This is a genomic window from Lacticaseibacillus camelliae DSM 22697 = JCM 13995, assembly GCF_001311195.1.
Classification (GTDB): domain Bacteria; phylum Bacillota; class Bacilli; order Lactobacillales; family Lactobacillaceae; genus Lacticaseibacillus; species Lacticaseibacillus camelliae.
The window spans coordinates 1-12,465 of sequence record NZ_BBAJ01000065.1; the positions used below are offsets into that span (position 1 = coordinate 1).

Below are 12,465 nucleotides of genomic sequence, written 5' to 3' on the forward strand. Positions count from 1 at the left end.
CCACCGCCGGAGCCGCCACCAAATCCGCCTCCGCCGCCGAAGCCACTACCACCGCCCCAGCGATCGTTACGACCGGAGCTAGATAGCAAATCACTCAACAGCCACCACAGCCAGAACCCGGAGCCGCCGCCCCGGCCGCCGCGGTGATTGTTGCCGCCGCTGAAGAACAGCGCAATGATGGCCACGACGATAAACACTGTGATGACCGTGGCCAGGATACCACCACCACTGTTCTCGTCCCTGTCTTGCCGCTGCTGATACTGCGCCATTTGACTGTCCGAGACCGTGTTGCCATCGGTTTTGAACTTATACTTCTTGTCGATCACCGTCGCGACCGCGTTGAAGACGTTGCGCAGGCCCTTGTTGACCTGCGCGTCGTTCTTGGACTTAATCAGCGCCTTATTGTCCTGCAGGATGCGGCCGGCCATCGCGTCGGGCAGATCACCCTCCAGGCCGTAGCCCACTTCAATAAACAGGTTCTGCGCGCCGTGGTTATCGGCGTACACCAGCAGGACCCCGTTGTCGCTGTTTTTCTGGCCCACGCCCCACTTACTAAACAGATCGGGCGCATACTCGCCGAGGTCCTCGCCGCCGGAGGACTTGATCACAGCGACGGCGACTGCCGGTTTTTGCTTGGTCTGCTCCCACGAGCGGTTCTTGTCGTTGATCAGCGTTTGCGTCTGCGGCTCCAGCAGATCCAGCTCGTCGGCGTAATAGGAATCACCTGTGGGCTTGGCCGGATAACTAACGGCCTGGACCGGCGTGGCCCGCAGAAACAAAAACGCCAGCGGCAGCAGCAATAAAACGCTAAGCCAGCGCTTCTTCATGAGTGCCCTCCTAATCGCCGAGGTTGACCTTTGGCACTTGATCAGCCCCAGGGTTGGCCTTGAAAGTCGGCTTTTGCCCGAGCCCCATCATTGACGCAAACAGGTTCTTCGGGAACGTCACCACGCTTTGGTTGTAATCGCGCACATCTTCGATGTACCGCTTGCGCTCGACTGAGATGCGGTTTTCCGAGCCTTCCAGCTGCGTCATCAGGGTCTGCACGTTTTCATTCGAGGCCAGGGTCGGGTACTGTTCCTGAATGACCGAAACCAGGGTACCAACGCTGCTGTTCAACTGGTCGTCGGCCTTGGCCTTGGCCGTAGTCGTGTCTGCCTTGTTGTAATTCTCACGCGCTTTGGCAATGGTGCCGAAAATCTTATCCTCGTGCTTCATCGAGCCCTTGACGGCACTGACCAGGTTGGGCACGAGGTCTGCACGCCGCTGCATGACGTTTTCGACCTGACTCCACTGCGCCTCGACTGCCTGATTCTGCTTCTGCAGGGAATTGTAGGTGCTGATACTGTAAATGCCAACGATGACTGCGACCGCCGCGATCACGATCCACGTGATGGCCAGCGGACTGAGCTTCTTTTTTTGCATTGCGGTCTCCTTCGCTTTACCTAATAAAAAACGGTTGATACGCCTAGTTTAACATGTTTCGACTAGGCAGCATCAGCCTAAGAATGAGACAATTTATTTGAAGTAATTAAAACCAATGGCGTCGCGGACCTCATCCAGCGTCTGGTTAGCGACTTCGTTTGCGTGCTTAGTGCCGTCGATCAGCATCTGCTGGACTTGACCCATGTCTTCAGCGTACTGGGCGCGGCGCGTACGGATCGGCTCCAGGATCTGTTCCATCACGTCGTTGAGATAACGCTTGAGCTTCACGTCGCCCAAGCCGCCGTGTTGGTACTGCTCCTTGAGGGCCGCGACCTGCTTCTTATCCGGATCAAAAATATCCAGGTAGGTGAACACCACGTTGCCCTCGACCTTGCCCGGGTCCTGCACGTGAATGTGGTCGGGATCGGTGTACATGGACATGATTTTCTTTTGCACGGTATCGGCATCGTCGGCAAGGTAAATCCCGTTGTTTAGGGACTTGCTCATTTTAGCGTTGCCGTCAATCCCTGGCAGGCGGCCAAGGCCCTTGGCTGGGAAGTACCCTTCCGGTTCGACCAGCACGTCCTTGTTGTACGTCCGGTTGAACGTGCGGACAATTTCGCGGGCCTGTTCCAGCATCGGCTCCTGATCGTCGCCCACTGGGACCGTGTCGGCCTTGAACGCCGTAATGTCGGCAGCCTGGCTGACCGGGTAGATGAAGAAGCCAGCGGGAACGGACGCGCCGAATTCCTTCTGCTTGATTTCGGTCTTCACCGTAGGGTTGCGGTCCAAGCGCGACACAGTGACGAGGTCCAGGTAGTACATCGTAAGCTCGGTCAACGCCGGGACTCCGCTTTGAATCAAAATAGTCGACTTGGCCGGGTCGATGCCGACGGCCAGGTAATCCAGCGCAACCTCCATCAGTGAATGACGAATTTTCTCCGGGTCGCGGGCATTATCCGTCAACGCCTGCGTGTCAGCGATCATGATAAACGTGTCGTAGTCGCCGGAATTTTGCAGCTCCACCCGGTTCTTCAGTGAGCCGATGTAGTGCCCAATGTGCAACCGACCGGTGGGGCGATCGCCAGTTAAAATTACTTTTTTTGCCATAGTTAATATCCTCCTATAATTGGGTAATCAGGCTGCGAGCTGAGAACGCAGGAGTGGGTAGCGACGCTCGGCGCCTCGAAGCCAAAGTACGGCTTCAATACACTGAGCTAGGCTATCCATCCTGCTAAGACCGCCGGCTCTCCGCACCTTATCACTATAATCGGGCTACAGGCTCGCAACGGGGGAGCAGCTAGCTACGCCAGAGGCCTCGCCGCCAAAGACCAGCGGCAATGCCTCTGGCTAGGCTATCTGTCCCCCTAGGTGCGCGAGCCTTCCGCACCTTTAAAAAAAAAGCCATCCCATGCTTTCACATAGGACGGCTTTGCGCGGTACCACCTAACTTCACCAGTTTGTTTGAACCGGTACTCTCAAATGGCTTAAGGCGCACCACACCGAACGCCTTGGGTGAGCCAATTCACTGAAGAATGCGGTCGGTTTTCCAGTATTGCCGACTTCCTGCACGCGTTGCCTTCAGCTACTCATCACCCGCACTGACGCGAATATACATTAATCATAGCACGGGCGAGGCCAAAATCAAACTGCCACTACACCAGGTAGTCCAGGTCGCTGGCCTCGCTTGGGTAGGCAAAAATCATCTTCAGTACCTGATCCGCCGGCGTTTTGGTGTTGATGGCCAGCGTCAGCAGATTCACCAGGGACTCAGCGCTGCTAGACACCACAATCGCCCCGACGATCAGCTTAGTCGCCCTTTCCTCGACCACGGTGACTGACGCAAAAGATTCCTGAGTGCGGTTGTAGGTGTACCAGTGGGTCGTATTTTCAGTCTTGACGATGTATCGCGCATCCCCAGCGACCTCAGCGGGAGAAAGTCCCACCTTTGAAATCTCCAAGGTGCCATAAACGGTTGTCGGGATCGCCGGATAGCGAATGGAGCCTTGGCGCCCAGTAAGTGCTCGGCCACATACCGGCCTTCAAACCCCGCCACCGGCGTCAGCTTTGGTGCCTTTTTGTCCACCACGTCGCCGATCGCGTAGACGTGCGGTGCGCTGGTTTGGAGGAATTCGTTCACCACGATGCCGTGCGCGTTGGTTTTGATGTGTGCTCGGTTAAGGTGCAGCTGATCATCAGGCCGCCGCCCCATCGCCGCAAAGACTTGTTGGACATCCAAGGTGAAACCCTTGGCGGCAAGGCGCAGCCCGTGGGTCACCTGCTCCACGCTGGTCAGTTCAATGTTTTCGTGAAAGTGAATGTGCGCGTTCTTCATCGCCTTTTGCAGGGCCGTCACGGCGTCTTCGGGAAACGCCCGCAGCGCCCGGTCGCCGTGCATGATGACATGTACCTCTGCGCCAGCTTCGGCCGCGATGTTGGCCAGCTCCATGCTGACGTACCCGGCCCCGATGAAGCCACGCGCTGCGGCAGCTGGTCCATGTCGAGAAAATCCCGGCTGGTTTTGATCAGCTCTTGGCCCCGAATGTTGGGCAGGACCGGCTGAACGCCAGTGGCGATAATGATATCCTGGCCCTCGTACTGATCTTGGCCAACCGCGATCGTCCGCTCGTCAATGAAGCGTGCCTCGCCGTCAACGGCAATCATGCCGGCCCCGGTCACCCCGCTGCGCGTCCCGTTTGGTACGGTGCGCGTGTACGCGCGCTTAAACGCCATCAGCTTGGGCCAATTAATGTCGGGAATTCCGTTCAGCCCAGCAGAGGTCATGCGCGCGGCATAGCTTTTGGCCTGGACCGCACTGTACAACATTTTCTTGGGATCACAGCCATAGTTCGGACAGGTCCCGCCCCACAAATCGCGCTCGACGACCAGCACCTTCTTGCCGGCCTGCGCCAGCGGATACGCCGCCGCCAGGCCCCCCGGTCCGCCGCCGATTACGATCACATCATACTGCTGCATGCGCTCTCCCCCTTTAATTCTTGGCGATGTCCGCCAAAAAGGCCATCACCTGCGTTGCATTCACTTTAAAGTTACCTTTCTGGCACGCCACTGTCACGGATTTACCCTTGCCCAAGGGGGTTAAAATTGTTCGCAAAGCATCGCCTTCCTGCGCCTCCCCGGCCGCCGTCGTAGCCTCAGCAAACCGCCGCAGCTCGATCAGCGGAGTGTCCAAGACCTCCGGCGCAGCGCTGGCGAAGAAGTCTGAAACAAAATCGCTGGCGGGATTAGACGCGATTTCTTCCGGCGTCGCCACCTGCTGCAGCACACCGTCGCGCATGACCGCGATGCGATCGCCAAGTTTCATCGCCTCGTTCATATCATGAGTCACAAACACAAAGGTGGCTTTCATTCGTTTGTGCAACCGCAGCACCATGTCCTGAAGACTGGTGCGTGAAATTGGGTCCAGCGCAGAAAACGGCTCGTCCATCAGGACCATCGGCGGTTTGGTGGCCAGCGCGCGGCAAATCCCCACCCGCTGCTGCTCACCACCAGATAGTTCCGCTGGCATTCGGTCGCGATACTGCTTGGGGTCTAGGTCCACCGCCGCCAGCATCTCGTCAACCGTTTGCCGGATCCGGTCCTTTTGCCAGTGCTTCATCTGCGGGATCAGCGCAATGTTCTGGGCCACGGTCATGTTGGGGAACAGCGCGATCTGCTGAAGGACGTAGCCGATGTTCCACCTCAAGTCGCGAAGATTCGTGTCGATGAGCCGCTTGTCATTGAAGTAAATGTTGCCGTCGGTCGGCTCGATCAACCGATTGATCATTTTCAGCGTGGTGGTCTTGCCGGAACCAGAAGCACCAACCAGCACAAACAGCTCACCATCGCCAATCGTCAGGTTCAGGTCTTTGACCGCCGTAGTCCCTTCAAACTGCTTGACCACGTGTTCAAAGCGTAAGACGTCTTTGCTCATCAGCGCGCCTCCTTCAGCAAACCGTGCTTAATCAGGTAGGCCTTGGCGACTGCGCTTGCCGACTTGCCCTGCACGTTGACTTCGTAATTCATTTCCTGCATGTCCGCCTCTGAGATCTTACCGCCCAGCTTGTTCAAAGCGGCGGTGAGCTTGGGGTGCGTCTTCGCAAACTGGGTCCGCATCAGCGGAGCCCCTTGATAAACCGGGAACAGCTGGCGGTCATCCTGCAGCGCAAGCAAGTGATACTGGCGGATCTGCGAGTCGGTTGAGTACCCATCGGTCACCTGCACCTGACCGCGGTTGAGTGCCTGGTAACGCATCGATGAATCCAGGGTGTTCACGGTGAAGTTGACCCCGTATTTACTCTGGATGCCCTTGTAGCCGTCATCGCGCGCGTTGAACTCGACGTCAAACCCGGCCTTCAGCGGTTTGCTCAACTTGGTCAGATCAGAAATTTTAGTGATCCCGTTTTGCTGGGCCCAAGCCTTTTTGACGACGACCGCATAAGTATTGTTGTAGGCCATTGGTTTGCCAAGCCGCAGCCCCTGCTTACTCAACAGCGATTCGGCGATCGGGTAAGGGTCCCTCCCTGCCGCAATCTGCGCGCTTTGCTTGGCAGATGGCTTCAACAGGCTGCTGACCACCGTTCCCGTGAATTCGGGATAAATGTCGATCTTGTCGCTTTTCAATGCGCTATAAAGAAAGCTGGTTTGGCCAAAGTTCGGCTTCAGTTCAACCTTGACGTTCGCGTCAGCCTGCTCGATCAGGTCCTTGTACATGTTGATCAAAATCTCTGGCTCCGAGCCCAGCTTGCCGGCCACCGTGATGGTCTCCGGCTTTGGCGCCACCGCCTGATAGGTCGCGTACCCGCCGAAGCCCAAAACCAAGGCGCCGATGACAGTCACGGAAACCTGCCAGCGCCACTTCGAAATCATCGAAATGAACCAGGAAAACAGGATTGCCAGCAGTGCTGACGCGAGCGCGCCAAGCAGCGTCAGGGTCGGATCATTCAGGTTGATCCCGCGCATGATGATGTCGCCGAGCCCGCCGCCGCCCACTAAAGCAGCCAGCGTCGCCGTGCCGATGATCAAGACGGCCGCCGTACGGACCCCGCCAAGGATCACCGGCATCGCCAGCGGCAGCTCGACCTTGACCAGGCGCTGCGGCTTGCTCATGCCAAAGGCTTCTTCGGCTTCTTTGTACGCCGGATCAATTTCGTGCAGCCCGGTGTAAGTGTTTTGAAAAATGGGCAGCAGCGCATAAACCACCAGCGCGATGATCGATGGCGTAGTGCCGATCCCCACAATCGGAATCAAAAGCCCCAACAGGGCCAGGCTGGGGATCGTCTGCAAAATACCCGTCACCTGCAGCAAAAAGCCGGCAAACCGGTCATGATTTTGAGCCCAAATACCAAGCGGAATCGCGATCAGCAGCGCCAAAAGCAGTGCGACCAGTGACAACTGGAGGTGTTCCACCAGTTTGGTCAGTAACGTCTCACGTTGGTTCAAGAAAGTCTCCCACAGTGCCTGCATAACGTCCTCCGTATCTGGTTAACTGATAGGACAAATATAACACTTTGACCTTTTTCCCAGCAAACGTCTGTACGGTTTGCTTTACAACGGCTGTTAAAAGGCCTACACTGATTGCACTATTTTTAAGTGAGGAGGGCCGGCCATGTTGAATCAAACCAAGGAAGAAGAACAGGCACGCGTCGATTTCGTGCGGGCCAAGCTCAAAGAACGTCTGACCATTGTCCACCAGCAGTTGGACCGGGCCCACCGCGAAACCAACCGCATCGAGCGCGCTTATGGGGATGCCACCCGCGTCAACATCACCGAAATTGACGACCGCATGGAAACCAACGCCGCCGTTCAGCAGCAGAAGACCATGGTCGCCCGGGCCGTCGAAAACGAGCAGATTCTGGAAAAAGAGGCGCGGCGCCTGGGCCTGCTTCAGGACAACCCCTATTTTGGCCGCATCGACATCATCCAGGACGGCGAGCCCGACACGCTGTACATCGGCCTAGGCACCTTTATCGACCAGGACGATGAATTTCTCGTTTACGACTGGCGCGCACCGATCGCCTCGATCTACTACAACGGCACGCTCGGCAAGGTCACTTACACCACCCCGTTCGGCCCGGAAACCGTGGAACTGGTCAACAAGCGCCAGTTCACCATTGAAAACGGTCAAATCACCAACATGTTCGACACTGACGAAACCGTCGGCGACGAGATCCTGCAATCTGTGCTGGGCGCACAAAGCGACGTGTATATGAAGAACATCGTCGCCACCATCCAGCAGGAGCAAAACGACATCATCCGCGACACCAAGCATGACCTGCTGGTCGTGCAAGGTGTGGCGGGCTCCGGGAAAACCTCCGCGGTGCTGCAGCGCGTGGCCTACCTGCTGTACCACAGTCAAAAGGACCTGGACGCCGACCAAATGGTGATGTTCTCGCCCAACCAGTTGTTTGCCAACTACATCTCTGAAGTGCTCCCGTCGCTGGGGGAAAAGAACATGCGCCAGGCCACACTCGCCGAATTTTTGGCCAAGCGTTTCTCCGGTTTGCATGTGGAGACCTTGTTTGAACGCTACGAGCGCGACCACGCCAGCCTGCCGGAAGCCGCCAAGGCGATTCGCCGCTACAAGGAGCGCGCCGGCTACCTGGACGAACTAAAAGCCTACGCCAACACGCCGGGTCGCATCCCCTATTTCATCGACATTACGCTGAACGGCGAGGTCTTCTTTTCGGCCAAAACCATCACGAAGATTTTTGCCAGCCAGCCGAGGCAGGCCACCGCGGCCAACAAGTTTCTGGACACCAAAAACGCCCTGATCCGCCGGCTGAAGACGCGCATCAAGCTGGCCATTTATGACGACTGGGTCCAGGAGCGCCTAGGCAGCCTCTCGTCGGACGAAGCCCGCGACATTTTAGGTGATGCGCGCTTCGAAAACGGCGAGGATGAGCAGCGCTACATCGCCACCCAGCTGGTCAAGGACGCCTTCTCGCCGGTTTACGATGCGATTTACAACGATTACTTCCTCGACCCATACCAGGATTACGCTCAGTTTCTCGCCCAGTGCCAGCCGCCGGTCGCGCCTAAGGTCTGGGCGGAGATGAGTCACGCCTACCAGAGCGACCTGGAGGCACACATTCTGCGCCTCGCCGATGCCGCACCGGTGCTGTACCTACGCGACCTGGTCGCGGGCTCCGGCCAAAATCACGCGATTCAGTACGTCTTCGTCGATGAGATGCAAGATTACTCGATGGCCCAACTGCGCTACCTGCACTTCGCCTTTCCCAAGGCCAAGCTCACGCTGCTCGGCGACGCCCGCCAGGATGTCTTCACCAGCGACTACCAGCCCAGCGATTTCATCCACGAGATCTCGGCCGTGTTTGCCACCAGCTCGGTGCGCCTGATCAACCTGAACCGCAGCTACCGCTCGACCCTGCCGATCACCAACTTTGCCAAGCGCTGCTGCCGGTCAATGAACACATTCAGGCCTTCACCCGCGACGGCGCCAAGCCCCAGCTGGTGATTGTACCCAGGAATACGTACCGGACCGGCCTGATCCGCACCCTCAACCAGCTGCTGGAGACCAATAAAACCGTGGCAGTGCTGATGCGCGACGCAGCCCAGGCCGCCCAGCTCTTCACCACGCTGCAGCTTGACGTGGCGGTCTCGCTGCTGACCGAACACGATCACCAGCTGCACGCCGGTTGCGTGATCCTGCCGGTTTACCTGGCCAAGGGCCTGGAGTTCGACGCGGTGGTCGGCTTTGACATCTCCGCCGGCACTTACGACCAACCAAGCGACGCCGACGTGCTTTACACGCTGGCCTCCCGCGCCTTGCACACCCTGATCCTCATCGCGCTGGACCGGCCGAGCCCGCTGATTGAGGCACTCCCGCAGAACTTGTACAACACCATCACAACAGCAAATCAGTCGACTGCTTCACACGCAGCACACTAACCCAAAACAAGGCGATGACCTTTTCAGTCATCGCCTTGTTTTGCTCTGTCGCTGAGCTTTGTCGTCACCGGCTCAGCGCTTTACCTTAATTCAATCACCTGAGTGGCACTTATCACAGTATTAGTGCGGCCAAGTTATTTACAAAATGGAGAAACATTGAGTACCGGATATCACCAGTGGTGGCATAGGTCAGTCCAAACACCGCGCCCAGGGCACTGTAAATGGCCCAGTTGAGCGGATCCGTGAAAGAAGTGTGCGCGAGACCAAAAATCATCGAGGAGAGGATAACCGCCACCACGCGCCAACCGATTTTTTCCTGGTGCGGGAAGCTGTGCATCAGCAGGCCGCGGAACAAGAGCTCCTCAACCGCTGGCCCGCCCACGCAGGCAATCAGCGTCATGGCCAGCGGCGCCTGCTGCATGATCGCCATCAAGCTGCTTTGATTGGCCGGTTCGCCGGTCGCGCCGCGCATCTGCAATAACCCGCCGGCCAGCTGGACCGCGTACATCAGGATCACCATCAACGCGGTGAAGCCGGCCGTTTTCAGGGTCAACGGCTGCCGGTGCCAGTGGTCTGCCTTTTCCTTACTCAAAAACCACTGGTAGGTCCCCCACAGCAGGAGGAGCAAGATCCCGAAGACCACGGTGAACAAACCGGCCACTTCAAGCGTCCCTGCCCGGCCGTGCGAGCGCAGCGTGGGGACTAGGACCATGTACTCGGCATAGCTGTAGCCGATAAACAAAAGCAGCACAATGCCCAGCCGTTTCAGTGTGGTTTTGATCATGAAGTGCCTCCTTGTCCGGTCACGCGTCAACAATGTCGACGCCGAGGCTGCCGGCAATCACTGCCGCCTGCCACTGGTTGATCTTCAAGCCCGACAGCAGCGCCGGGGTGAAAATCAGCCGGTCAAAGCGGGCCTTGGCCAAGTTGACCTGCGCCAACTTAGTGTCACTGAAGTCCGCCCCTGTCATCTCCCCGCCGGCAACCACCAGCCGGGCTTAACGATGCTGGCAGCCTGAAAACTACTTTCGGTCAGTTTTGTGTCCTCGAACCGAGCGTTTTTCAGCTTGGCCTCGGCGAGAATCAGGTACGTGGCCTGACAACCTGCCACCGTCACGTCCTGCCAAGTGCTGCGGGTGAAATCGGCGCCCATCAGCTGGCAGCCTTCAAAGCGGCAGCGGTACATCACGCTGCCGGTGAAGTCGGCGGTGAGGAACCGACTGCCCCGAATCGTACAGTCAAGCCATTCCCCGCCCCGAAAATCGGTCTGCGCGAAGGTGCAGTTCAGAAACGTCACGCCGGACACCTGGATGTCCTGATTGGACACCGTGATCGTGCAGCCGCTGTACGTCTGGTCTTCTTGCACCTCGTCTAGGCTCAGGATCTGCCGCTCAATCATCACTGCCACCGCCTCGTCAATTATGGTTTCAATCCTAGCATACTTTTCAAAAAGGCGAAAAAAAGGCCCGACATCTCTGTCGGGCCACCGCAGCCGTTTACCGGATTTGAACCGGTGACCTCGTCCTTACCATGGACGCGCTCTACCTGCTGAGCTAAAACGGCATGGGGTTGTTTACCTAAAAACAACTGCCTAAACAATATACTATACAACCCGGTCTCCTTGCAACCCTCCACGCCTAAAAAAAAGGTTCATTTTTCACCACGCCACTCTGCCGCAAATTCTTCCAGAAAGTCTTGCATCACCTGCTGGCGGTGTGCGGCCAGTTTCCGCGCAGCCGGCGTGTTCATTTGGGCCGCCAAGTGCAGCAGCTTTTCGTGGAAATGATTGATGATGGTGCTTTCGCCTTGGCGATAACTTGATGCGTCCAGCTGATGGCGTGGGGCCAGGGCCGGATCGTAAAGCCGACTGCCATGCGCGCCGCCGTACATCATGCTCGCGCGATGCCGATGGCGCCAATGGCATCCAAGCGGTCCGCGTCTTGGACCAACTGGCCCTCCAGGCTCAGCGGCTGCTTGCCGGCCAGGCTCGCCTTAAAACTCATGTGGTCAATGATGGCGATCACGGCGCTTTGCTGGGCAGCCGTCAAGCCGGCGTGTGTCATTGCGGCAACCGTCTGCGCCTTGGCCGCGGCCACATCAGTCACCAGCTTATCGTCGTAAGTATCGTGCAAAGTCGCCGCGGCCACTGCAATCGTCGCGTCGGCAACCGGCGTGCGCGCCAACAGCGTCTTGGTCGTTGCGACTACCCGGCGGATGTGATCCATGTTGTGACCACTGGCGTCTTGACCCAACACTTTTTCCGCGTACGCCATCAGTTGTTCTTCCTGGGTCATTTGCCGCTCCTTTTCCTTTGCGTTTCACGCCTTCATCTCGGTATGCTTAAGTTAGTGACCGGAAGCCCGCCGCGAAAGGACGTGGTACTGTGAAATTGCGCCACTTACAAATCAATCAGACCCTGAATCAGTTTAGCCGCCTGACGCCCAGTGACGGCGCCGAGGGCCGCCCTGTTGCCCAGCAAAACCTGCTTTTTTGGGTTGCCGCGGAACCGGTGCCGCCGACGCCGACTGAACTCGCCGAGGCGATGGGCTTGTCCAAGGCGGCGATCACGAAAATGATGGGACCCCTGATTGACGACCAGCTACTCGCCAAAACCATCGATCCCGACGACAACCGCAGCTTCACCTTAAGCCTCACCGAGGCGGGCAAGCAGGCGGTCCTCGAGATGAGCGACGATTACTTCAAGCCGATGAACGCGCTGCGCGATGGCCTCGGCAAGAAGAAATTCAACAAGCTGATCGATTTGCTCGACCAGGCCAATGAGGTCCTGGTCGGCGCCGACGACTGATCACTGCGGCAGGTGAAAGCCCTGCTCGCGCAAGATCTGACCGATCTCCAGGCGATGATGGAGGTCGGTTTTTGTGTACCCCAAAAGGCTATCGGTAAACGTCTCCTCGCGCGCGTTCCACTGGCGCGTCCGGTAATAATTGTTCAGGGTGGTATCATAATCCTGAAGGTCCTGCGCCGCCGGGTAGGTATTTTCGCCCACCACTGCCGCATGCGGCAGGCGCGGCTTGTGCTGCGGCGCTTCCGCCGGCACGCCCACCATCAGGCCCAGCACCGGAAACGTGAAGCGCGGCAGGTTCAGCAAGGCGATCATCTGCCGCGGGTCGT

The 12,465-nt window shown here is 57.8% G+C and carries 10 protein-coding genes, 1 tRNA gene and 3 pseudogenes; 2 read left to right on the forward strand and 12 right to left on the reverse strand.

Features of this window, described 5'->3' with window-relative positions; all coding sequences use genetic code 11:
* From JCM13995_RS10395 to JCM13995_RS10420, 6 genes and pseudogenes are all read right to left on the reverse strand, one after another.
* Window positions 1-827 (reverse strand): TPM domain-containing protein (locus tag JCM13995_RS10395; protein WP_054665346.1); only part of this gene is annotated, 827 nt, incomplete at its 3' end.
* Window positions 828-837: 10 nt separating this feature from the next.
* On the reverse strand, window positions 838-1,425 hold the full coding sequence (locus JCM13995_RS10400) for a LemA family protein (protein WP_054665349.1): 588 nt from the start codon (window positions 1,423-1,425) through the stop codon (window positions 838-840).
* A gap of 93 nt (window positions 1,426-1,518) precedes the next feature.
* Window positions 1,519-2,535 carry a tryptophan--tRNA ligase gene (gene trpS / locus JCM13995_RS10405; protein WP_054665353.1) on the reverse strand — a complete coding sequence of 339 codons (1,017 nt, stop codon included), beginning with the start codon at window positions 2,533-2,535 and terminating at the stop codon, window positions 1,519-1,521.
* Window positions 2,536-3,080: 545 nt separating this feature from the next.
* Window positions 3,081-4,401 (reverse strand): annotated as a pseudogene (locus tag JCM13995_RS10410) (dihydrolipoyl dehydrogenase family protein).
* A 13-nt stretch (window positions 4,402-4,414) separates the two neighbouring features.
* Window positions 4,415-5,356: an ABC transporter ATP-binding protein gene (locus JCM13995_RS10415; protein ID WP_054665356.1), complete on the reverse strand. Its 942-nt coding sequence runs from the start codon at window positions 5,354-5,356 to the stop codon at window positions 4,415-4,417.
* The gene (locus JCM13995_RS10420) at window positions 5,356-6,888 is read right to left on the reverse strand and encodes an ABC transporter permease/substrate-binding protein (RefSeq protein ID WP_054665359.1); all 1,533 of its coding nucleotides are present in this window, start codon (window positions 6,886-6,888) and stop codon (window positions 5,356-5,358) included. Before JCM13995_RS10420 ends, JCM13995_RS10415 begins: the two co-directional genes overlap by 1 nt.
* A 142-nt stretch (window positions 6,889-7,030) precedes the next feature.
* On the opposite strand from JCM13995_RS10420, the pseudogene helD reads away from it, so the two are divergent.
* Window positions 7,031-9,333, forward strand: a pseudogene (helD, locus tag JCM13995_RS10425) (RNA polymerase recycling motor HelD).
* Window positions 9,334-9,445: 112 nt separating this feature from the next.
* On the opposite strand, the gene JCM13995_RS10430 reads toward helD, so the two are convergent.
* The 5 genes and pseudogenes from JCM13995_RS10430 to JCM13995_RS10440 all read right to left on the reverse strand — a co-directional run bounded on the left by JCM13995_RS10430 (window position 9,446) and on the right by JCM13995_RS10440 (window position 11,627).
* Complete coding sequence (locus tag JCM13995_RS10430) at window positions 9,446-10,117, reverse strand: CPBP family intramembrane glutamic endopeptidase (RefSeq protein ID WP_054665362.1); 672 nt, start codon at window positions 10,115-10,117, stop codon at window positions 9,446-9,448.
* A 19-nt stretch (window positions 10,118-10,136) separates the two neighbouring features.
* On the reverse strand, window positions 10,137-10,304 hold the full coding sequence (locus tag JCM13995_RS14635; protein ID WP_156314444.1) for a pentapeptide repeat-containing protein: 168 nt from the start codon (window positions 10,302-10,304) through the stop codon (window positions 10,137-10,139).
* Window positions 10,301-10,732: a pentapeptide repeat-containing protein gene (locus JCM13995_RS13965; protein WP_082397818.1), complete on the reverse strand. Its 432-nt coding sequence runs from the start codon at window positions 10,730-10,732 to the stop codon at window positions 10,301-10,303. The genes JCM13995_RS14635 and JCM13995_RS13965 overlap by 4 nt, the downstream gene beginning before the upstream one ends.
* Window positions 10,733-10,823: 91 nt before the next feature.
* Window positions 10,824-10,896: transfer RNA gene (locus tag JCM13995_RS10435), tRNA-Thr, on the reverse strand.
* Between the two features lie 87 nt (window positions 10,897-10,983).
* Window positions 10,984-11,627 (reverse strand): annotated as a pseudogene (locus JCM13995_RS10440) (HD domain-containing protein).
* A gap of 89 nt (window positions 11,628-11,716) precedes the next feature.
* Between JCM13995_RS10440 and JCM13995_RS10445 the strand changes: the two are divergent.
* Window positions 11,717-12,139, forward strand: a complete 423-nt coding sequence (locus JCM13995_RS10445) for a MarR family winged helix-turn-helix transcriptional regulator (protein ID WP_054665368.1) — start codon at window positions 11,717-11,719, stop codon at window positions 12,137-12,139.
* Here JCM13995_RS10445 and JCM13995_RS14970 read toward each other — a convergent pair.
* On the reverse strand, window positions 12,140-12,465 hold a 326-nt coding region (locus JCM13995_RS14970), incomplete at its 5' end, for a nitroreductase family protein (RefSeq protein WP_500778518.1).